Genomic DNA, 20,438 nt, shown 5'->3' on the forward strand with positions numbered 1-20,438 from the left:
TCACTTCTCCTTGTGTCGGGGCGAGAGCCGTCACTTCGACGGCCCACACCAGATGCGGTGACACGTCGCTCCGACTCACGTGAGTGGTCTTCCCACGAGAAAAAAGCGCCGTTGGATCACAAACTCCGCCGGCTGTACCTGCTGGAACCTTGCACCTGTTGCGAGCGTGAGCGTACCAAGTCCTGCCCAAGGAGTGTCACCCGTCCACAGCCCCAATCTCAGGAAACCGGTGAAGTCTCTGCAACGCGGCGGTGACGGCGACGCAACGACGCAGGCCACGCGGCCCGGGGCGGCACCCCCAGGTCATCCCGAGGTTGGCACAGCGGTCTCAAATGAGACATAGTTGTCTCACCGCGCTCACCCGTTCGAAGGAATCCCCATGAACTCCCGCGACGACATCGTCACGGCGGCTCTGCGTCACCTCAACGTCCGCCCCACCGCGTCGACCACCGAGATCGCCCAGGCCGCCGGCATCAGCCGCGCCACGCTCCACCGCCACTTCGCGAGCCGCGACGACCTGCTGCGCGAGATCGGCCTGCGCTCGCTCGAGCACTGGGCCGGGGTGCAGGAGTCGACCTCGATGGTCGCCGTGACGGCCTCGGGCGACCCGGCCCGCCTGCGCGCCTGCGCCGAGGAGATGCTCCGGAAGCTGGTGGTCAGTGCCGACGACTACGCCTTCGCCCTCGTCGACGAGTACCTCTACGCCCTGCCGGAGATCGGCGCCCGCACCGAGGAGCTCTTCGAGCTCGAGGTCGCCTTCTGGGCGGCCGCGCTCGACGCCGGCGTCCTGCGCTCCGGGCTCACGCCGCGCTGGATCGCGCACGCGTCGTACGGCGTGCTCGTCGCCTGCCGCGAGGCCCTGCGCCACGGCGACGTCGCCCGTCGCGACGTCCCCGACCTCGTCCTCTCGACCTTCCTCCACGGAGTATCCGCATGACCACCCCGATCCCGACCCCTGTCACCCCGGCCACCCGCGACCCCCGCCGGTGGGCGGGCCTGGCGGTGCTCTCGGCGAGCCTGCTGGTCGTCGTGATGGACATGACGATCCTCAACGTCGCCCTGCCCTCGCTGGCGGCCGACCTCCGCCCCACGTCGGTGGAGCTGCTGTGGATCGTGGACGCCTACGCGCTGGTGCTCGCCGGCCTCCTCGTGCCGGCGAGCGCGCTCGCGGACCGGTTCGGTCGCCGGCGTGCCCTCGTCACCGGGTTCACGCTGTTCGCCGTCGCCTCGCTCGGTGCGCTCGTCGCGACGACCCCGGCGCACGTCATCGGCGTGCGCGTGCTGCTGGGCATCGGCGGCGCCCTCATCATGCCGTCGACGCTCTCCATGATCCGCGCCCTCTTCTCCGACCCGCGTGAGCGGGCGACCGCGCTCGGCGTCTGGGGCGCCATGGCGGCGCTGGGCGGTGCCCTGGGCCCCGTGGTGGGCGGTGTGCTGCTCGAGCACTTCTCGTGGCACGCGGCCTTCCTCGTCAACGTCCCCGTCATGGCCGTCGCGATCGTGGCCGCGCTCGCCCTGCTGCCCGAGAGCCGGTCCGCCCGACCGCCGCGGATCGACCTCTCGGGCGTGCTGCTCTCCATCGTCGGCATGGCCGGGCTCGTCTTCGCGATCAAGCACCTCGCCAAGCACGGCCCGGACCTCCCCGGCGGGCTCACCGCCGCCGTGGCCGTCGTCGCCCTCACCCTCTTCGTGCGGCGCTGCCTGCGCTCGCCGGAACCCATGCTCGAGGTGCGCCTGTTCCGGGGTCACGCCTTCAGCGCCGGCGTGCTGACCGCCCTCACCACGAGCGTCGCGATGTCCGCGCTCCTGCTGCTCGGCGCGCAGTGGCTGCAGCTCGTCGAGGGCTTCTCGCCGCTGCAGGCCGGCCTCGCGCTGCTGCCGCTCGCGGTCGGCGGGCTCATCGGCTCGCCGTTCGCGCCGGCCGTGGCCGCCCGCATCGGGGCGCGCACCGTGCTGGCCGGCGGGCTCGCGGTGGCCGGCGCCGGGTTCCTCGTGCTCGGGCTCGCCCCGGGCGAGCTGCACTACCCGGCGCTCGCCGTCGCCCTCCTCCTCGTCGGCGTCGGGATGGCCTCGCTCGCCGTGGCCTCCGCGGTGATCATGGCGGGCGCGCCGACCGACAAGGCCGGCAGCGCCGCGGCGATCGAGGAGAGCAGCTACGAGATCGGGGCCGTGCTCGGCATCGCCGTGCTGGGCTCGATGGCCAGCGCGATCTACCGGTTCGGCCTCGGTGAGGGCGCGCTCGCGTCGTACGGTCTCGACAGCGTGAGCGGCGACGTCGCCCGCGAGTCCCTGGCGGGGGCGCTCGAGGTCGCCGAGCGCGTCGGAGGCGCCGCGCTCGCCGCGGACGCGTCGGCGGCGTTCACCGAGGCGCTCACCTGGACGGGCCTCGCCGGCGGCGTGCTGCTCCTGCTCGCCGCGGTCGTCGTGCACCGGCTCACGCCGCGCGACCTCGACCTCGCGGACGCCGCGCACTGATCGAGGCGGTCACCACGGTCACCAGGAAGGTGACCGTGGCGCCCAGGATGACGAGCAGGGGCGCGGTCCACGACCCGGTCGCGTCGTGGAGCGCGCCCAGCAGCGTGGGCCCGACCGCGGCGAACGCGTAGCCGACGCTCTGCACGAGGGTCGCCATCCCCGCGCTCTCCCGGTCGGAGCGGGCCCGGCGGGCGACGATCGTGAAGATCGTGGCGAAGCCGCCGCCCTGGGCGATGCCGCCCAGGACGCTGCCGAGGAGGTATGCCGACGGCTCGACGAGCAGCTGGATCGGCATCGCGATCCAGAGGAGCCCGACGATGCCCACGGCGACGGGCTCCGGCAGTCGCAGGGCGAGCAGCGGGGTGCCGAGCGCGCCGACGACGGCGGCGATCTGGAAGACGGACGCCAGTCCGCCGGCGGCGCTGCCCGCCCCCGCCTCGTCGACCAGGATGGAGGGCAGCCAGGCGGTCAGGGAGTAGTACGCCGTCGCCTGGCCCGCGAAGCCCACCACGAGCAGCACCGCGACGGGGTCCCGCCAGACGGGACCTGCAGGAGCCACGGACGCCCCGTCCGGCGCGCCCGCCGCCTGGCGCCGCGACGCACCGACCACGCGCCACCAGACCAACGCCGCGACCACGCAGAGCACCGCCGGCGCGAGGAGCGCCGCCCGCCACCCGGACGCGGAGGCGACCGGGCCGCTGCCGACGAGCACGATCATCGAGCCCACGTTCATCGTGGCCGTGTAGACGCCCGTGACCGTGCCGACCCGCTGCGGCGCCACGCGGCTCCGGATCAGCACCGGCACCACCACGTTGCCGATGGTGATGCCGAGCCCGATGACGACCGTGCCGAGCACCGCCACCGCGAACGACCCGCTCGACCGCACGACGGACCCCGCCAGCACCAGGCCGAGGCAGCAGAGGACGGCCGACTCCGCGCCGTACCGGCGGACGACGGCGAGCGCGACCGGCGCGGCCAGGGCGAAGCACAGCACCGGCAGGCTCGTGAGCAGGCCGACCGCGCCGTTCCCGATGTCGAGGCCCGACCGGAGGTCGTCCGTCACGGCCGAGACGCCGACGAACGGCGCCCGCAGGTTGAGCGCCAGGAGCACCAGCGCCACGAGGAAGGCCCAGGGCCACCGACCGACGACGCGCTCTGAGCTCACCGGGGCCACGGTAGGCGTCGGCGAGGGGCTGGCCGCGGGCAGGTTGGGTACCACCGTCCTTGAGAACGGCCTGAGGAACGGGCAGGCTGTCAAGTCCCTGTTTCATCACCCGAGAGAAGGTGCGTCATGGGATACGGATTCGGAGGGTTCCTGGTCGTCGTCGGCCTGGTGCTCGCCCTCGCAGTGCGCGACAACATCAACGAGGTCGACCTCGTCACGGTCGGCTGGATCATGACCGCGGTCGGCGTCGTCGTGCTGCTGCTGACGGCGATCACCCTCAACCGTGGCGGACGGGCGCGCTCGCGCACCACCGTCACCGACCCGAACGGCGTCCAGCAGGTCCGCGAGACCCGCACCGACATCTGACCGGTACGCCAGCACCACCCGCAGGAACCAGCAGCACCAGCACGATTCCCCTCATCACCCCCATCAGGAGGAACCCCATGAACACTCGCACCATCGCCATCGCCGCGCTCGTGATCGCCGTGATCCTGCTGCTGATCTTCCTTCTCTGATCGTCGCCGGCCCCGGCTGCACGGCAGCCGGGGCCACGACGGAACGCCGACGGGGCGGACGCGACCAGCGTCCGCCCCGTCGTGCGTCTCCGTGGACCCTCAGACGACCCGCGGATCTCCCGGCACGACGTCGACGAACGTGATGAGGACGTCGGCGGCGCCGAAGGCGGGGTCGGACCCGAGCAGCTCCCGCAGCTCCCGCAGCACGACGGCGCGCGCGACGTCGGCCAGCGGTCGCAGCTCCACCCCGTACGCCGCCACGAGGTCCAGCTCGACACCGCGGAGCCGGCCCTCCTCCACCACCAGGCGCAGCGCCGACGGCGCGAAGCCGGGGTCGTCCAGGGCCCGGCGCAGGGCGGTCTTGACGACGCGGTCGGTGACCCAGGTGCGTGATCCCTGGTCGTCGTGCTCGAGGAGGCCCCGGGCGTCGTGGACGAGGATCGGCACCGCGGGGTCGAGCACGGACCTCAGCCGCCCGCGCACGGTGGCCGCCACCTCGCTCCACCCCTCGGGGGGACCCTCGGCCGCCTCCTGCCGCGCGGCGTCGACAGCGAGGCCGAGCGCGTCCTCGTGCCCGAGATGATCTAGCGCCACCGCTCCATCCTCTCCGCCAGCGTGCGACGGCCGCGGTGCAGATGACCGCGTACCGCTCCGACCGTGGTGTCCAGCGCCGCCGCGATCTCGTCGTACGACATGCCCTCGATCTCCCGGAGCAGCCATGCGGCGCGCTGGTGCCACGGTAGTTCGTCCAGCGCATCCTGCAACGCCCGGAGCAGCTCGACGCGCTCGACGTGGCGCAGCGGGTTGTCCTCGGACGGCCGCGCCATGGCCGAGAGCAGGTCGTCGTCGATGGGCGTCGGACGGCGGTGCCGGTTGAGGTCGGCGGCCCGGCGGTGCACCAGGCGGAACAGCCACGTGCGGAAGCTGGAGCGACCGGCGAAGGTGTCGAGGCCCTTCCACGCAGAGATCAGCGCCTCCTGCGTGACCTCCTTGGCGTCGGCGTCGCTGCCGCTCACCAGGCGCAGGGCGTAGCGGTACATCCCGGGGCCGTGCCGGTCGACGAGCACGCCGAACGCCTCCTCGTCCCCCAGGCGCGCAGCACGGAGCAGCGCGTCGTCCGAAGCCCCGCCTCTTTGCGGGCCGTGTGTGCTCACCCAGGCAGCGTGACGGGACCACCCAAAGCGGACTGCCGGTACCCGTTTCCACATCGCGCAGCAGTTGTCAATAGGGGTGACTCAGGTCACACCAATCCGGCGTGACGAACCACCGGTACGACGCGACCAACCCATGTCCGACCTTGAACGAGAGGAACTCACCATGACCGAGAAGCAGGCCCCCAAGGCCCCCAGCACCACCGCCCTCGAGCAGCGCGGTAGCGGCACCCTCGCCTCCGAGGACGGCCGCACGTCGATCGCCGACACCGTCGTCTCGAAGATCGCCGGCATCGCGACCCGCGAGATCAGCGGGGTCCACGACCTCGGCGGCGGCGCCGCCCGCGTCGTCGGCGCCCTCCGCGAGCGCATCCCCGGCTCGCGCACCAACCTGTCGCAGGGTGTCGCCGTGGAGGTGGGCGAGCGCCAGGCCGCCGTGGACATCGACATCGTCGCCGAGTACGGCGTCGCGATCGCCGACCTCGCCGCCGCGGTCCGCCGCAACGTGATCGCGTCCGTCGAGCGCATGACGGGCCTCGAGGTCACCGAGGTCAACATCACGGTGCACGACGTCTACATCGAGGGTGCGGACGAGGACTCCGAGCCCAGCGCCCCGCGCGTCGAGTGAGCGCGGCGTGACCCACGAACCGCCGGAGACCGCGGGAGAGCCCGAGGTCGACGTCGCCGACCAGGTCGCCGCGGCCGTGCTCGCGGTGCCGGGCGTCCACGCCCTGCACCCGGGCGCGTTCGGGGAGATCGCGACCTACCTCCCCGGCCGCCGTGTCGCCGGGGTCCGGGTCGCCGACGAGCGGTGCGAGGTCCACGTGGTGCTGCGGTGGCCGGCGCCCCTGGCGGCCACCACCGACGCCGTGCGTGCCGCGGTCCGCTCGGTCGTCCCGGGTCCCGTCGACGTGACCGTCGGTGACGTCGTCGACCCGGGGGCGGCCTGAGCGGCCTGTGGTGACCTCGTGGTGACCTCGCCTCCCTCCCCCGACCGACCGGATCCCGACCGGCTGCGCTCGCTGCGGCGCGCGGCGGCCCTCCGTCACCACCCCGACCGGGGCGGCGATCCGGAGGTGTTCGCCCGCGTCATGGCCGAGCTCGACCCGCGGCGCTCCGGCGCCACAGGGCCGGACGGTCCCGGTCGCGCGGAGGCCGGGCGGGCGGACCGCGCCTCGGTCCGCCCGCCCGCGGTCACCGTCGTCCCGAGCACGTGGGCCCGCACCACGCGGCCCCTGCGGCGACGCGGACGCACCGTCATCGCCCTCGTGCGGCAGCGACTGCCGCGATCCGTCCCCGGCGCCCGGCGCTACGGGCGGCTCTGACCACCCGTCCCTTCCATTCCCCCAGGAGATCCCACCATGACCACCTCGAGCCTCGGCCTCGTCGCCGGCCTGCTGCTGACCCTCGCTGTCACCACCGGCGGCTTCCTCGGCCTGCTCCTCGCCATCGTCCTCGGCGGCGGCGGCTACCTGATCGGCGGCCACGTCGACGGGCAGTTCGACCTCGGCGCCATCCTGCGAGGACGTCGTGACTGACGCCGCGACCGTCGACGCCGCCGACCGGGGCACCCTCGAGGTCCGCACCAAGGCCATCCGCACGCTCGTGGAGCAGGCGGCCCTGGAGACCCCGGGCACCGTGGCCCACCGTGCCGGTCTGGCCCGGCTCACCGGGCAGGGCCGCACCACCGTCGAGATGCACGGCCGGAGCGCCCGGGTCACCACCGACGTGGCCTGCGTCTGGCCCTGCGCCGTCACGCAGATCGCCGTCGAGGTGCGTGACCGCATCCGGGACCTGGCGGCCCGCTACTCCGGTGTCCACATCAGCTCGGTCGACGTGACCGTGCACGTCGTCTCCCCCGGCGACACCGACCAACCGCGAAGGAGGGTGGAATGAGCACGACAGGAAACCTGCCGACCCCTGTGAAGGCGGCACCGCGCTCGCTGCCCGCGTCCAGCATCGTGGCCGTCCTGGTCGCGCTGGCACTGGTGGCCCTGGCCGTCGTCGCCGGCCACGATCTCGCGGCGCGCCAGGGTTGGATCTCCGGCCAGGACAGCTGGCTGACCCCGGCCGTGGAGGCGCTGGACGGGTTGACGGCGAGCGTCGCCGTGCTCGTCGGAGCCGCCGCGCTCGGTGTGCTCGGCCTGGTGCTGGCCCTGCTGGCCTTCGCCCCGGCGCGCACCTCCCACGTGCGGAGCGCGGCCCGTGTCGACGGTGCCGCCCTCGACCTCTGGGTCTCCCCCGCGGCCGTTGCCGCGGTGGCCCGCAACGCCGCCGACCGCGCCCCGGGCGTGGTCGCCGCCGAGACGGTGCGCGTGTCCCGCCGCCGCATCCGGATCGCCGTCACGACCCAGCGCGACGCCGGCCCCGTCCGCGAGGCGGCGAGCAACGCCGCCCGCCAGGCCGTGGGTTCCCTGTCCACCGCACGCATCGACGTCGTCACGAAGGAGCTGCCGCGATGACCTCCCGTCTCCGCCTCCTCGACCGCACCGTCTGCCTGGTGCTCGGCCTGGCCCTCGTCGCGCTCGCCCTGCTGGCCTTCGACTGGCGCTACGGCGTCGTCGGTTCCTACGCCGACGCGCTGAGCACCAGCGCCGCCGTCGACGTCGTCGAGAGCGGCTGGTGGCCGTGGGCCTTCGCCGCCGGCGCGCTCGTGCTGGCGCTGCTCGCGCTCGCCTGGCTGCTGGCGCACCTGCGTCGCCCCGGCCCCGGCAGCGAGCGTCTCGACGCCAGCGACCCCACGGGCCGCCTCGAGGTCGACCTGCGCTCGGCCGCCTCGGCCGTCGCCGACCGCTTCGCCGAGCTGGCCCCCGTCGTCCACGTCCGTGGCACGACCGAGCAGCGCGGCCGGCACGTGCTCCTCGTGGTCCACGGCCACGTCGACCCCGCCGCCGACGCCGACGCCCTCGCTCACGCGACAGCGACCTGCACCCGCGAGGTGGCGGCCGCCTTCCCCGACGACGACGTGCTGTTCCGCGTCGTCCTCGAGTCCCCGCGACGCCGCCGTCTCGGCGGAGGCGACGACCGGGTCCGGGTCCGCTGACGGACCCCCGCACACGTCCGCGCGACCGCGCGGCACGACCACCACCACGCACCACCTGAGAGGAGCACCATCATGGGTATCGCTGACAAGGCCAAGAACGCCGCCGAGGACCTCAAGGGCAAGGCCAAGGAGGCCGTCGGTGACGTCACCGGCAACGACGAGCTGAAGGCCGAGGGCAAGGCCGACCAGACCAAGTCGTCCGCCAAGAAGGCCGGCGAGAACGTCAAGGACGCCTTCAAGGGCTGATCCCTGCATCTCCCCGACGAGCGGGTCGGGCGGCCTCGGGGCCGCCCGGCCCGCTCCGTCTCTCCCCGCACCCGACGAGAGGACCGCACCATGGCACGGCTGGTCGAACGCATCGACGCCTTCCAGCGCCGCCGCCGGGCCGTCGGCCTGCCCCTCGGTGTCGTCTACAAGTTCGTCGACGACACCGGCCCCCACCTCGCGGCCCTCATCACCTACTACGGGTTCATCTCCCTCTTCCCGCTCCTGCTGCTCGGGTCGACCGTCCTGGGCATCGTGCTCGACGGGAACCCCGAGCTGCAGGCCCGGATCATCGAGTCCGCGATGGCCCAGGTGCCGGGCCTCCAACAGGACCTCGCCCAGCCCGAGGGCCTCGGCGGCGGCGTCGCCGGCGTCGTCATCGGCGCCCTCGGCGCCCTGTACGGCGCGTCCGGCGTCGGCCAGGCCGTGCAGAACGCGTCCAACACCGCGTGGGCCGTGCCCCGGCACCAGCGGCCGAACCCCGTCACGTCCCGGGTCCGCAGCGCCGGGCTCGCCGCCCTCATCGGGCTCAACGTCGTCGGCACCACCGGGGTGGCCGGCCTCATCGGCTCCGCCGCCTTCCTCGGCCCGCTCGGGAGCGTGCTCGTGCTGGTGGCCACCCTCGCCGTCCACGTCGCGACGTTCGCGAGCGTGTTCCGGCTGTCCGCGGCGCGGTCCCTCGACTGGCGCACCGTGCTGCCCGGCTCCGTCCTCGCGGGCGTGGCGTGGCTCGGGCTGCAGTACGTCGGCGTCGCCTACGTCGGCCGGTACGTCGCGTCGGGCTCGGTGACGAACGGCGTCTTCGCCGTGGTCCTGGGCCTCCTCGCCTTCCTCTACCTCGCGGCCGTGCTCGTGGTCGTCGCCATCGAGCTCAACGTGGTGCTCGCGGAGCGGCTCTACCCACGCTCCCTCCTCACGCCGTTCACCGACGACGTGGAGCTGACGGAGGCCGACGAGCAGACCTACGAGGAGATGGCGAAGGCCCAGGCGCTCAAGGGGTTCCAGCGCATCGAGGTGGAGTTCGACCCGCACGAGCGCGACCGTGCGGAGGATGGCGGATGATGGGGGCGTGATGCCTCCAGACGCGCTGCGTCGTGCCGTCGCCGACGCCGCCCAGGACATGCAGGCGGGCCGTGGGCGCGCCGAGACCGTCCAGGTCGCCGCCGATGCGGTGCGCCACCTCGTCGCGGGCTGCGACATCGCGGCGATCTCGGTGCTGACCCGCGACGGTCTCGACAACGTGGTCTGCTCGCCGGAGTCGGCGGGAGCCCCCGGTCACCCGGAGCCCGGCGACGGCCAGGACGCGCGCAGCGGGGTCCAGCTCGTCGACGACCTGCAGTACGACATCCGCCAGGGCCCGTGCCACGAGGCGATGACGCTGCTGGAGACCGTGCACAGCCCGGACATGGCGCAGGAGGCCCGGTGGTCGGGCTGGGCGCCGACCGCCGTGCGCGAGCTCGGGATGCACAGCGTGGTCAGCCACCCGCTGCGCTCCGGCGGCAAGGTGCTCGGCGTGCTCAAGGTGTACGGCGCGCGCACCGCCGCCTTCACCACCGACGACATCGAGCTGGTCGCCACGTTCGCGGCCCACGTGAGCGTGGCCATCGCGGCGGCGACCGAGGTCGAGCAGCTGGGCGACGCGCTCGACTCCCGCACGCTCATCGGGCAGGCGACCGGGCTGCTGATGGCGACCTACGACCTGCCGCCCGACGCCGCGTTCGCGGCCCTGGCGCGCTCGTCGCAGACGACGAACACCAAGCTGCGGGACCTCGCCGCCGAGGTGGTGCGCACGCGCCGGCTGCCGTCGTCGTGACCGCGCCGCGCGGGACCGACCACGAGGTCGTCGTCGTGGGCGGCGGCAACGCGGGCATCTCGCTGGCCGCGCGGCTGCTGCGCCGCGGGGTCCGCGACGTCGCCCTCGTCGAGCCGCGGCCGGTGCACCACTACCGACCGCTCCTCAACTACGTCGGAGCCGGTCTCGCCGGCATGGCGGCGCTGGAGCGGCCGACCCGCAGCCTCGTGCCGGAGGGCTGCACCCTCCTCCCCGACCGCGTCACCGCGGTCGACCCCGGGGAGGCCGACGGCCCCGCCACGGTGCGGACGGCCGGCGGGCGGGTGCTGCGCGCCCGGACGCTCGTGCTCTGCCCCGGCCTCGGGGAGGACTGGGAGGCCACGCCAGGGTTGGCCGCGGCGTACGCCGAGGGGTGGGCCGCCTCCACCTTCGTGGGCGAGGAGGCACCCCGCGTCTGGCCGGCGCTGCGCGACCTCACGGCCGGTCGTGTCCTCTTCTCGGTGCCGCCCGAGCCCGCGCCCTGCGGCCCGACCGCGCTCAAGCCGCTGCTGATGGCGTGCGACCACTGGCGGCGCCGCGGCGTCCTGCACCGGCTCGACGTGACCCTCGTGCTGCCGTATGACGCGGCGCTCGGCGTGGCCGGCCCCGACCGCCACATCGAGGACGCGTTCGCGTCGTACGGGGTGCGGGTGCTGCGCGGCGCGCAGGTGCGGCGTCTCGCCGACCGGTCGGTCACGGTCTCGACCCCCGGCGGCGAGCGGACGGCCGAGGACCTGGCGTTCGCCCACGTGGTGCCGCACTACCGAGCGCCGCGATGGGTCGCCGAGGCCGGGCTGGCCGGGGACACGGCGGCCGGTCTCGTCGACGTGGACCCGGAGACGATGCGTCACCGGCGCCACCCCGCGGTGTGGGCGCTCGGCGACGTGGCCGACCTGCGCACCCGCCCGTCGGGCGGCGCGCTGCGCCGCCAGGTGGACGTGCTGGCGGACCGGCTGACGTCGGCCCCGGGCGCCGACGGTCCCCGGTACGACGGCTACACCGTCATGCCGATCACCGTCGACCGGCGACGGCTCATGCTCGTGGAGGTCGACCGGGACGGCCGGCCCGCACCCACGGTGCCCTTCCCGGACCTGACGCGCCCGCGGCGCTCGACGTGGCTCGTCGACCGCTACGGGCTGCCCCAGGTCTACTTCCGGCGCATCCTGCGCGGCCGGGTCTGACGCTCACGCCGGCTTCAGGAGCCCCTGGTCGTCCACGACGCCCGTGGCCAGGGTCTTGTAGCCGGTCTCCTCGAACAGCACCGTCAGCTGCCGCTCGTCGGCGTCGACGACGACCCCGGTGCCGAACGTGCCGTGCACGACCCGCTCGCCCCGGCGCTCGTCGTCGACCTCCGGGGCGTCCCCGGCGCGACCGGACGCGCAGTTGTCGCAGCGCTCGCAGGCGTCCGCGGCCTGGCCGTAGTAGCCGAGCAGCCAGGCCGCGCGGCAGCGCCCCGTGCCGGCGTACTCCAGCATCATCTCGACGCGCGACTGCTCGAGCCGCTTCCGCTCGCGGGCGACCTCGCGCACGGCCTCGACGTCGGCGTCGACCCCGGCCAGCTCGACGAGGTTCAGCACGCGCGTCGCCGCCGCCGTTCCGACGTCCGCCGCACGGGCGACCTCGCGCGGCTCCTCGGCGCCGACCCGGCGCACCGCGGCGAGCACGGCGCGCACCGTCGACCGGCGGGGCACCCCGGCCGCGAAGAAGCGGCCCAGGGCGCGGTCCTCGGGGCGGTGCACGAGCACGACGTCCGCCGGTTCCCCGTCACGGCCGGCCCGGCCGATCTCCTGGAAGTAGTCGTCGACCGAGGCCGGGGCACCCGCGTGGACCACGCGCCGCACGTCGGGCTTGTCGATCCCCATGCCGAAGGCGGAGGTCGCCACCAGCACGTCGAGCTCGTCGGCGTCGAAGCGGCGGTGCACCTCCTCGCGGTCGGCGCGCTTCATCCCGGCGTGGTACGCCGCGGAGCGACGCCCGTCGGACCCGAGCGCGGCCGCGAGCTCCTCGGCGTGGGTGCGGGTGCGGACGTAGACCAGGGTGACGCCGCCCCGGTCCTCCCGGGCCAGCTCGAGGACCCGGGCGTCGAGGCGGTCGCCGTCGGCCGCCTGCTCGACGACGAGGGCGAGGTTGGGCCGGTCGAGGTCGGCGGTGACGACCGTCGGGTCGGCGAGCCGGAGCCGCGTGGTGAGCGACTCCAGCACGGGGGCCGCGGCGGTCGCCGTCGTCGCCACCCGCACCGCCCGGGCCTCGGTGTCGTCGAGCCGGTCGAGCAGGGCGCCGAGCCGCAGGTAGTCGGGCCGGAAGTCGTGGCCCCACTCGGAGACGCAGTGGGCCTCGTCGACGGCGACGAGCCCGGGCGGGCAGGCGGCGAGCGCCTCGGCCACCGCGGGGTTCGCGAGCTGCTCCGGCGCCAGGAACAGCAGGTCGACCTCGCACCGGCCGACCGCGTCCAGCAGCTCCGCGCGACGGCGCTTGCCGAGCGTCGAGTCGAGGGCCTCGACGCGGGTGTCCGCGCCGTCGAGGTGCGCGACCTGGTCGCGCTGCAGGGCGATGAGGGGCGAGACCACCAGGGTCCACCCCGGGGTGAGCCGCGCGGCGGCGAGGTAGACGAGCGACTTGCCGGAGCCGGTGGGGGCCAGGACGACGGTGTCGTGCCCCTCCACGACCGCGGTGATGGCCTCCCGCTGCCAGGGAGTCGGCTCCTCCACACCGAACGCTGCAGCTGCCTCGTCGACCCTCGCCCCGGTGCGTTCGTCACTCATGCACGGAGCCTAGGAGGGGCCCCGGTAACGGACCGCCCGGGCGGGTGAGGGCGGAGGGTCGGCGCCCGGCCGTCGTCAGCGGAACCGCCGGCGCTGGCCCCCGTCCCAGGTGGTGCCGGTGATGCCCCGCTCGCGCAGCTCGGCCTTGCGCACCTTCTGCGTCGACGTCTTGGGCAGCGCGTCGACGATGTCGACGTACCGCGGGACGGCGAAGTAGGCGAGCCGGTCGGCGACCTCCGCGACGAGCCTCGCGGGGTCCAGGTCGTGGCCCTCCTCCGGGACCACGCTGGCCATCACCGCATCCTCGCCGAGCTCGCCCGGCACCGCGAAGACGGCCGCCTCGGCCACCGCCGGATGCCCCGTGAGCACGTGCTCGACCTCGAAGGCGCTCACGTTCTCCCCCGAGACCCGCAGAGCGTCCTTGAGTCGGTCGCGGAAGGAGAACGAGCCGTCCTCGTGGCGCACCACCTGGTCACCGGTGTGGAACCAGGCGTTGCGGTGCGCCTCCCACGTCTTGTCGGGCTGGCGCCAGTAACCGAGCTGACCGACGAACGGTCGCGTCGGACGCGTCAGCAGCTCCCCGGGCGTGCCGTCGGGGACCGGACGGTCGTGCTCGTCGGCCACCACCACCTCCCACCCGGGCGCCGGCACCCCGCACCGCCCGGGACGGCGCTCCCCGTGCGGCACCCCGAGGGGGATGCCCGAGTCGGTGGAGCCGTAGAGCTCGGTCAGGTCCGTGCCGAAGCGGGCCGCGAACTCCGCGTCGTGCCCGACGGGGAACGGCACCACCATCGCGAGCCGCAACCGGTGCGCACGCTCGTCGGGCTGCTCGGGCTGCTTCCACAGCAGCGCCCCGATCGCGCCCAGCATGTTGGTGACGGTCGCGCCCGACGCGGCGATCTCGCTCCAGTAGCGGCTGGCGCTGAAGCGGGGGGACACCACGACCGGCGCCCGGTTGCGCACCCCCGGGAGGAACGCGGTGTACATCGCGTTGATGTGGAACAGCGGCAGGCAGGTGTAGATGACGTCGTCGGCCGTGTAGCCCATCACCCACTCGGTGTTCTCCGCGAACGCCAGCGCCGTGCGGTGCGACCACATCACCCCCTTCGAGGGTCCCGTCGTGCCCGAGGTGAAGAGGATGGCGAGCAGGTCGGAGTCGACGGCCGGGTGCGGGTCGTGGACCGGCGGTGCACCACCGTCGCGGAGGGCGGGGAAGGACTCGGCCCACGGGGGCAGCCCCGGGGACCGGTACGGCGCGGCGTCCGCCCCTGCGGCGGGCAGCGCCCAGGTGCGGGTGAGCGCGCCGGAGCGCTCGAGGGCGCCGGCCACCTCGACCAGCACGTCCCCGTCGGCGACGAGCCGGCACGGTCCCACGAGGTCCAGCATCGCGGTGAGGGGATCGCCCCGCAGGGCGGTGTTGAGCGGCACCGACACCGCTCCGAGCCAGGCCGTCGCGAGGGCCACCGTCAGGAACTCGACCCGGTTGCCGACCATGAGGGCGACGCGGTCGCCCGGGCGCACCCCGTCGGCCGCGAGGGCGCCCGCGACGGCACGCACCTCGCTCAGCAGCGCGGCGTAGGTGAGGGACGGGCCGTCGACGAACCGGACGCACGGGGCGTCCGGGTGCGTGGTGGCGGCCTCGAGCAGCGTCCTCGGGACCGTGGCGGTCCGGTCGTCGCCCGCGGTCGGGCTCGTCGTGTCGTGCTGGGGCACGGGGTCCTCCTCCGGCAGGAGCCGGGTGGGCGGGCTAGTAGGGCTGGTAGACGCCGACGCGGTCGAGGACCGTGCCCCACCGCGCCTCGAGGGCGGCGGGCACGTCGCCCTGCGTCGCCGTCACGGCGAACTCGTCGAGGAGCTCGTCGGTCACCAGGGCCGTCATGTCGTCCCACCGACCCTCGCGCGACATCTGCCGCAGGCGGTCGGCGCGCTCGCCCTCGTCGTACAGGTCCAGGACCCAGCGGTACGCCGGGGTCGAGGCGTAGAACGCGATCTGCTTGCGCACGGCGCGGCGCGCGGCGTCGACCTCCTCGTCCGTCGTGCCCGTCGCGACCAGGACCGGGCACGTGAGCTCGAAGCCGCCGGACCGGCGGCGGTCGTCGACGGCGGGGGCCACGCGCTCCTCGTAGGTGCGCGGCGAGGTGAGCGGGTGCAGCACGAGCCCGTCGGCGACCTCCGTCGCCATGGCGACCATCGCCGGCCCGACCGCCGCGAGGTGGACCGGTGGAGCGCCGACGCCCGACGGACCGGGGTCGAACATGGGGGTCATCAGGGTGTGCTGGTAGTGGCTGCCGACGTGCTCCAGCGGGACCCGCTCGTTCCAGCACGTCCAGATCGCGCGCAGGGCGGCGACGTAGTCGGCCATCCGTTGCACGGGCTCCGACCACGTCTCGCTGAAGCGCCGCTCGATGTGGGCGCGCACCTGGGTGCCGAGCCCCAGCACGAAGTCCCCGCCCGTGACCCGGGCGAGCTCGTGGGCCAGTCCCGCGGTCACCATCGGGTTGCGCGCGAAGGCGACCGCCACGGAGGTGCGGAGCTGCAGGCCCGGAGCGGCCAGGGCCGCCACCGCGAGCGGTGAGAACGGCTCGCGCGGCGCCTCGAGCGCCCACAGCCCGTCGTAACCCTGCTCCGCGGCGGTCCGCGCGACCGTGGCAGCAGTGCCCAGCTCCAGGCCGAAGCCCGGGTAGAGGTCGATCTTCACCGGGGGTCTCCTCCATCGTCGGGTGTCGTCCGTCGGGGCAGCCCGACGCGCGCGGTGCCGCGGACGACGTCGCGCCCGTCCTCGGCGCACAGCCAGACGGAGCAGGTCGCGAGGCGCTCGCCGTCGGCGTCCGCCACGTCCTCGATCACGCCGCCCGCCACGAGCACCTCGCCGGCGAAGGCGTTGCTGGTGAACCGCACGTCGAGGCTGCGCACGAGCCCGGCGTCCCCGGTCCAGCGCGCCAGCATCTCCCACAGGTAGCCGACGTTGAGCGGACCCTGGTTGATGACGCGGTCGCCGAGGCCGAGGCCCCGGACCACCGCGGGATCGAGGTGGATCGGGTTCGGGTCGCGCAGCAGGAGCGCCGTCGGCTTCATCGCCTCGGCCCGGACGGTCACGGCCAGGTCGGGGAGGTCGTCGCCCACCGCCTCGGCGGTGACGGCAGGGGCGGCGGGGGGCCTCACGCCGCCGCCTCCGGCCGCGGGACGATCATCGAGGCGTGGCACCGCACCGCGACGGCCTCGGTCGCCGTCCCGTCAGGCCCCGCGGACTGCTCGACGATCTCGGTGACGTACTCGACCACGTCGAACACCGGCACCCGTCGCCCCGTGCGCCGGGTGGCGCCGAGCACCTCGCACCGCACCACGTACTCCCGCTCGTGCTCCAGCGGCCGGACCTGCTCGATGCGGCACTCGCCGAACATGACGCCGTCGTCGGTGCCGGCACCCAGCATCCGGAAGAGGCCGTCCAGGCCCTCCCCCATGCCCCGGAAGGACCCGACGACGGTCCACGCACCGTGCGGTCGCTCGCCCGACGTCGGTGCGCCGAGCGCGTCGCGCAGCAGCCAGTCCTCGAACGCCTGGATCCGCAACGCCCCGTCCCGCATCCGGGCCGGGACGACGGAGCCCGCGGGGCTCACGCGCGCCCCGTGGGCGCCGCGGTCGCGGGGAGGCGTGCAGCCCCGGAGAACTGCCCGGGCTCCCGGCCGGCTCCCGGCGGGCCGGCGAACGCCTGGGCCAGCGTCATCCACTCCGCAGCGACGTCACCCTGGGTCACGAGCGCGGTGTCGACCACGTGGCGCCGCTGGGTCACGACGAGGCAGAAGTCCTCGGCCGGTCCGCGCACGACCTGCACCGCCGTGGGCTCGCCCCAGGTCCACCGGGTGCCGTCCGGCGCCTCGAGCTCGACGCGCACCGGCACGTCGGGGACGACGAGTCCTCGCGTGCGGTAGCTGTTGGGGAACGCCAGCACACCGATGCGGGCGACGTGCCGCAGTCGGTCGGTGGGCTCACGACGGGCCCCCAGGGCGTCGACCACGTCCTGACCGTGCGCCCAGGTCTCCATGATGCGGGCGGTCAGCTTGGACGCCAGTCTCATGGACGGGCCGAACCACGGGACCCGGGTGCTCGGGTCCGCGGCCGCCGCCGCGACGAGCAGCCCCTCGGACTCGCGCTCCCACCAGTCGAGCACCTCGGTGCCCGACAGGTGGGCGTGCCGCGGGCCCACTCCGTCGACGTACGTCTGCAGGTCGCCCATCTCCTCGTCGCGGAAGCGGACGAACGCCGCGGCATCCGCGATGCACGTGCGGGTGACGCCGTCGAAGAACGCGAGGTGGGCCATCTCGTCGTGCACCGACCACCCCGCCGCGGGCGTCGGCAGGGACCACACGTGCGCGGGCTGCTCGCGCAGCAGGGCGAGCAGGGCGTCGCGCTCGGCGCGGAGGTCCTCGACCAGGCCGGCGACGACCGCCGCCGGCGTGCTCATCGGCCCTGCCAGCGGGGACGGCGCTTCTCCGCGAAGGCGCGCGGCCCCTCCTGCGCGTCCTCGCTCAGGTAGACGGGCGCCCAGATCTCCTCGGCCACCTCGAACGCGGGCGTCCGCCCGTGCTCCGCGACCGCGTAGACCATGCGCTTCGCTGCCCGCACCGACAGCGGTGCGTTCGCGACGATCGTGGCCACGAGCGCGCTGGTGGCCGCGCGCAGCTCCGCCGCGGGGACCACGCGGTTGACGAGGCCCATCTCGTGGGCGCGCCGGGCGTCCACCCGGTCGCCGGTGAGGAGGATCTCCATCGCGGCGCGCGGCGGCACCAGCCAGGGCAGCGGCGCCGCCCACGGCGATCCCCGCCCCACCTTCGCCTCCGAGACCGCGAACGTCGCGGTGTCCGCCGCGACGACCAGGTCGGCCGACTGCGCGAGGAGGAAGCCGCCGCCGAACGCGCCCCCGTTCACAGCGGCGATGACCGGCTTGGTGACCTCCACGGTGCGACCCGGCTGCGGCACGAAGTCCGGCGGCGGGATCGTGAGACCCGTGCTCGCCATCTCCTTGAGGTCCCCGCCCGCGCAGAACGCCTTCTCGCCGGCTCCCGTGAGGACGACCACCTGCACGGCGTCGTCGGCTTCCGCCCGCAGCAGCAGCTCCTTCAGGCCCGTCCGGACCGCGAGGTTGAGCGCGTTGCGCGCCTCGGGGCGGTTGATGGTGATCCAGGCGGCACCGTCGACGACCTCGTAGAGGACCGCCTCCGTGGCGGTGTCGGTTTCCGTGCTGGTGGCGCTCATGCCTCGTCCTCCTCGGTCTCCTCCAGCACGACGAGGACGGTGCCCGTGTCGACGGCGCCCCCCGTGCTGACCGGCACGCTCGCGACGACCGCGTCGGCGGCCGCCTTGATCGCGTGCTCCATCTTCATGGCCTCGAGCACCAGCACGGTCTCGCCCGCGACGACCCGGTCGCCGGGCGCGACGTTGACCCGCACGACGGTCCCGGGCATGGGGGCCAGGAGCGAACCGGCCTCGAGAGCGCCCGCCTTGTCGACGAACCGCGGGACGACCGTCAGGTCGAGCGTGCCGTCCGCCCAGGACACGTACGCCGCGCCCCCGGCCCGCACGACGTCGAACCGGCGTCGTACACCGTCGACCACGAGGTCGACACCGTCGGGCTCCACCCGGTGCAGCACCACGTCGAGCGCCGTCCCGTCGACCTCGAAGCGGGGACGCCGCCCGAGGTCGTAGCCGACCTCGAACCGGCGGTCGCCGACGGCGTACGCGCGGTGCTGGAGCTGCGAGCGGACGTTGCGGAAGCCGGACGCGACGTGCCGTACGACGCCGCTGCCGCCCCGCTCGAGGGCCTGGTCCGCGAGGGCGACGGCGAGGACCGCCGCGCCCTCCACCGCCGGCGTCAGGGTGGGCGCCAGGTCGCGCGGGTCGAGCCGGTCGAGGAAGTGCGTGTCGATGCGGCCGGCCACGAACTCCTCGTGCTCGAGGATCCCGACGAGCAGGGTGCGGTTGGTCGTGACGCCCAGGACCCGGGCCCCGCGGAGGGCACGGACGAGCCGGGCCGACGCCTCCTCGCGGGTGCGCCCGTAGCCGATCACCTTCGCGAGCATCGGGTCGTAGTTGGTGCTCACCACGTCGCCCGACTCGACGCCGCCGTCCACCCGCAGACCCGGCACCTCGGGGATCTCGAAGCGGTGGAGCGTGCCCGCCGCCGGCAGGAAGCCGTTGAGCGCGTCCTCAGCGTAGAGGCGCGCCTCGATGGCGTGCCCGGTGATCGTGGGGGCGAACGCCTCCGCGGGCAGCGGGAGACCGGCGGCCACGTCGAGCTGCAGCCGCACGAGGTCGAGGCCCGTGACGAGCTCGGTCACCGGGTGCTCGACCTGCAGGCGCGTGTTGACCTCCAGGAAGTAGAAGTCCCCGCCCGGTGCCAGCAGGAACTCGACGGTCCCTGCTCCGACGTACCCCAGCGCACGACCGGCCTCGACGGCCGCCGCGCCCATGCGCTCGCGCAGCTCCGGCGTGACGACCGGCGAGGGCGACTCCTCGATGATCTTCTGGTGGCGTCGCTGGATCGAGCACTCCCGCTCGTTGAGGTGCACGATCGCTCCGTGCGTGTCGCCGAAGATCTGGATCTCGACGTGGCGCGGCTCGTCGACGTAGTGCTCGAGGAACACGGTGTCGTTGCCGAACGCGGACCCCGCCTCGCGCCGGGCCGAGGCGATGGCCTCCAGGAGCTCGGACTCGGCGCGCACGACCCGCATGCCGCGGCCGCCGCCGCCGAACGACGCCTTGACCAGGACCGGCCAGCCGATCGCCTCGGCGACCGCGAGCACCTCGTCGTCCGGCACGCCGGTCAGGTCGCGCCCCGGCAGCACGGGCACGCCCGCCGCCTCCATCATGTCGCGGGCGGTCAGCTTCGAGCCCATCGCCTCGATGGCCTCGACGCCCGGGCCGATGAACGTGATCCCCGCCTTCTCGCAGCGGCGCGCGAAGTCGGCGTTCTCCGAGAGGAAGCCGTAGCCGGGGTGCACGGCGTCGGCGCCCACCCGCTCCGCCGCCTCGAGGACGGCGTCGGCGCGGAGGTAGGACTCGGCGGGGGTGGCGCCCCCCAGGGGCACCGCCTCGTCGGCCTCCAGCACGAACGGCGCCTGAGCGTCCGCGTCGGAGTAGACGGCGACCGTCGCGATGCCCATCTCGCGGCAGGTGCGGAAGACGCGTCGTGCGATCTCCCCGCGGTTGGCGACCAGGACCTTGGTGATCATCTC

The 20,438-nt window shown here is 74.4% G+C and carries 25 protein-coding genes; 14 read left to right on the forward strand and 11 right to left on the reverse strand.

All coding sequences use genetic code 11. From position 1 onward, the window contains the following. The first annotated feature begins 379 nt into the window (after positions 1 to 379). Positions 380 to 937 (forward strand): TetR/AcrR family transcriptional regulator, encoded by a 558-nt coding sequence (locus PIR53_13090; GenBank protein ID WZH50953.1) that lies wholly within the window; start codon positions 380 to 382, stop codon positions 935 to 937. Continuing rightward, a complete protein-coding gene (locus tag PIR53_13095; protein ID WZH50954.1) occupies positions 934 to 2,475 on the forward strand; it encodes an MFS transporter in 1,542 nt (513 codons plus the stop codon). Before PIR53_13090 ends, PIR53_13095 begins: the two co-directional genes overlap by 4 nt. On the opposite strand, the gene PIR53_13100 is transcribed toward PIR53_13095, so the two are convergent. Then, the gene (locus PIR53_13100; GenBank protein WZH50955.1) at positions 2,435 to 3,640 is read right to left on the reverse strand and encodes an MFS transporter; all 1,206 of its coding nucleotides are present in this window, start codon (positions 3,638 to 3,640) and stop codon (positions 2,435 to 2,437) included. The genes PIR53_13095 and PIR53_13100 overlap by 41 nt on opposite strands. A 126-nt stretch (positions 3,641 to 3,766) precedes the next feature. On the opposite strand from PIR53_13100, the gene PIR53_13105 reads away from it, so the two are divergent. Beyond that, positions 3,767 to 4,006, forward strand: a complete 240-nt coding sequence (locus tag PIR53_13105; GenBank protein WZH50956.1) for a DUF6458 family protein — start codon at positions 3,767 to 3,769, stop codon at positions 4,004 to 4,006. Positions 4,007 to 4,254: 248 nt separating this feature from the next. Here PIR53_13105 and PIR53_13110 read toward each other — a convergent pair whose 3' ends face one another. Continuing rightward, positions 4,255 to 4,749 (reverse strand): hypothetical protein, encoded by a 495-nt coding sequence (locus PIR53_13110; protein WZH50957.1) that lies wholly within the window; start codon positions 4,747 to 4,749, stop codon positions 4,255 to 4,257. Beyond that, positions 4,740 to 5,309, reverse strand: a complete 570-nt coding sequence (locus PIR53_13115) for an RNA polymerase sigma factor (protein ID WZH50958.1) — start codon at positions 5,307 to 5,309, stop codon at positions 4,740 to 4,742. The genes PIR53_13110 and PIR53_13115 overlap by 10 nt, the downstream gene beginning before the upstream one ends. Positions 5,310 to 5,472: 163 nt before the next feature. Between PIR53_13115 and PIR53_13120 the strand changes: the two genes are divergently transcribed. From PIR53_13120 to PIR53_13170, 11 genes are all read left to right on the forward strand, one after another. Next, entirely contained in the window at positions 5,473 to 5,934 is a 462-nt protein-coding gene (locus PIR53_13120) for an Asp23/Gls24 family envelope stress response protein (GenBank protein ID WZH50959.1), read from the forward strand. A gap of 7 nt (positions 5,935 to 5,941) precedes the next feature. Then, positions 5,942 to 6,256, forward strand: a complete 315-nt coding sequence (locus PIR53_13125) for a hypothetical protein (protein WZH50960.1) — start codon at positions 5,942 to 5,944, stop codon at positions 6,254 to 6,256. A 21-nt stretch (positions 6,257 to 6,277) separates the two neighbouring features. Next, entirely contained in the window at positions 6,278 to 6,631 is a 354-nt protein-coding gene (locus PIR53_13130; GenBank protein WZH50961.1) for a hypothetical protein, read from the forward strand. Positions 6,632 to 6,667: 36 nt separating this feature from the next. Next, positions 6,668 to 6,844: a DUF2273 domain-containing protein gene (locus PIR53_13135; protein ID WZH50962.1), complete on the forward strand. Its 177-nt coding sequence runs from the start codon at positions 6,668 to 6,670 to the stop codon at positions 6,842 to 6,844. Then, positions 6,837 to 7,202 carry a hypothetical protein gene (locus tag PIR53_13140; GenBank protein ID WZH50963.1) on the forward strand — a complete coding sequence of 122 codons (366 nt, stop codon included), beginning with the start codon at positions 6,837 to 6,839 and terminating at the stop codon, positions 7,200 to 7,202. Before PIR53_13135 ends, PIR53_13140 begins: the two co-directional genes overlap by 8 nt. Beyond that, a complete protein-coding gene (locus tag PIR53_13145; protein WZH50964.1) occupies positions 7,199 to 7,768 on the forward strand; it encodes a DUF6286 domain-containing protein in 570 nt (189 codons plus the stop codon). Before PIR53_13140 ends, PIR53_13145 begins: the two co-directional genes overlap by 4 nt. After that, a complete protein-coding gene (locus PIR53_13150; protein WZH50965.1) occupies positions 7,765 to 8,349 on the forward strand; it encodes a hypothetical protein in 585 nt (194 codons plus the stop codon). The genes PIR53_13145 and PIR53_13150 overlap by 4 nt, the downstream gene beginning before the upstream one ends. A 72-nt stretch (positions 8,350 to 8,421) precedes the next feature. Then, positions 8,422 to 8,595 (forward strand): CsbD family protein, encoded by a 174-nt coding sequence (locus tag PIR53_13155; GenBank protein WZH50966.1) that lies wholly within the window; start codon positions 8,422 to 8,424, stop codon positions 8,593 to 8,595. A gap of 90 nt (positions 8,596 to 8,685) precedes the next feature. After that, positions 8,686 to 9,675 (forward strand): YihY/virulence factor BrkB family protein, encoded by a 990-nt coding sequence (locus PIR53_13160; GenBank protein ID WZH50967.1) that lies wholly within the window; start codon positions 8,686 to 8,688, stop codon positions 9,673 to 9,675. Positions 9,676 to 9,685: 10 nt separating this feature from the next. Beyond that, entirely contained in the window at positions 9,686 to 10,426 is a 741-nt protein-coding gene (locus PIR53_13165; protein ID WZH54455.1) for a GAF and ANTAR domain-containing protein, read from the forward strand. Further along, complete coding sequence (locus PIR53_13170; GenBank protein ID WZH50968.1) at positions 10,423 to 11,625, forward strand: FAD/NAD(P)-binding oxidoreductase; 1,203 nt, start codon at positions 10,423 to 10,425, stop codon at positions 11,623 to 11,625. Before PIR53_13165 ends, PIR53_13170 begins: the two co-directional genes overlap by 4 nt. 3 nt (positions 11,626 to 11,628) lie before the next feature. On the opposite strand, the gene PIR53_13175 is transcribed toward PIR53_13170, so the two are convergent. The 8 genes from PIR53_13175 to PIR53_13210 all read right to left on the reverse strand — a co-directional run bounded on the left by PIR53_13175 (position 11,629) and on the right by PIR53_13210 (position 20,435). Beyond that, positions 11,629 to 13,206 carry a RecQ family ATP-dependent DNA helicase gene (locus PIR53_13175; GenBank protein WZH50969.1) on the reverse strand — a complete coding sequence of 526 codons (1,578 nt, stop codon included), beginning with the start codon at positions 13,204 to 13,206 and terminating at the stop codon, positions 11,629 to 11,631. Between the two features lie 75 nt (positions 13,207 to 13,281). Continuing rightward, on the reverse strand, positions 13,282 to 14,919 hold the full coding sequence (locus PIR53_13180; GenBank protein ID WZH50970.1) for an AMP-binding protein: 1,638 nt from the start codon (positions 14,917 to 14,919) through the stop codon (positions 13,282 to 13,284). Between the two features lie 34 nt (positions 14,920 to 14,953). Then, the gene (locus PIR53_13185) at positions 14,954 to 15,904 is read right to left on the reverse strand and encodes a TIGR03617 family F420-dependent LLM class oxidoreductase (GenBank protein ID WZH50971.1); all 951 of its coding nucleotides are present in this window, start codon (positions 15,902 to 15,904) and stop codon (positions 14,954 to 14,956) included. Further along, positions 15,901 to 16,368, reverse strand: coding sequence for a MaoC/PaaZ C-terminal domain-containing protein (locus PIR53_13190; protein ID WZH50972.1), 468 nt, complete (start codon positions 16,366 to 16,368; stop codon positions 15,901 to 15,903). The genes PIR53_13185 and PIR53_13190 overlap by 4 nt, the downstream gene beginning before the upstream one ends. Beyond that, positions 16,365 to 16,823, reverse strand: coding sequence for a hypothetical protein (locus PIR53_13195; protein ID WZH50973.1), 459 nt, complete (start codon positions 16,821 to 16,823; stop codon positions 16,365 to 16,367). The genes PIR53_13190 and PIR53_13195 overlap by 4 nt, the downstream gene beginning before the upstream one ends. Beyond that, on the reverse strand, positions 16,820 to 17,668 hold the full coding sequence (locus PIR53_13200) for a TIGR03084 family metal-binding protein (GenBank protein ID WZH50974.1): 849 nt from the start codon (positions 17,666 to 17,668) through the stop codon (positions 16,820 to 16,822). The genes PIR53_13195 and PIR53_13200 overlap by 4 nt, the downstream gene beginning before the upstream one ends. Continuing rightward, positions 17,665 to 18,459: an enoyl-CoA hydratase-related protein gene (locus PIR53_13205; protein WZH50975.1), complete on the reverse strand. Its 795-nt coding sequence runs from the start codon at positions 18,457 to 18,459 to the stop codon at positions 17,665 to 17,667. The genes PIR53_13200 and PIR53_13205 overlap by 4 nt, the downstream gene beginning before the upstream one ends. Further along, positions 18,456 to 20,435: a biotin carboxylase N-terminal domain-containing protein gene (locus PIR53_13210; protein ID WZH50976.1), complete on the reverse strand. Its 1,980-nt coding sequence runs from the start codon at positions 20,433 to 20,435 to the stop codon at positions 18,456 to 18,458. The genes PIR53_13205 and PIR53_13210 overlap by 4 nt, the downstream gene beginning before the upstream one ends. Positions 20,436 to 20,438: the final 3 nt, after the last annotated feature.

The organism is Nocardioides alkalitolerans (assembly GCA_038184435.1).
Taxonomy (GTDB): domain Bacteria; phylum Actinomycetota; class Actinomycetes; order Propionibacteriales; family Nocardioidaceae; genus Nocardioides; species Nocardioides alkalitolerans_A.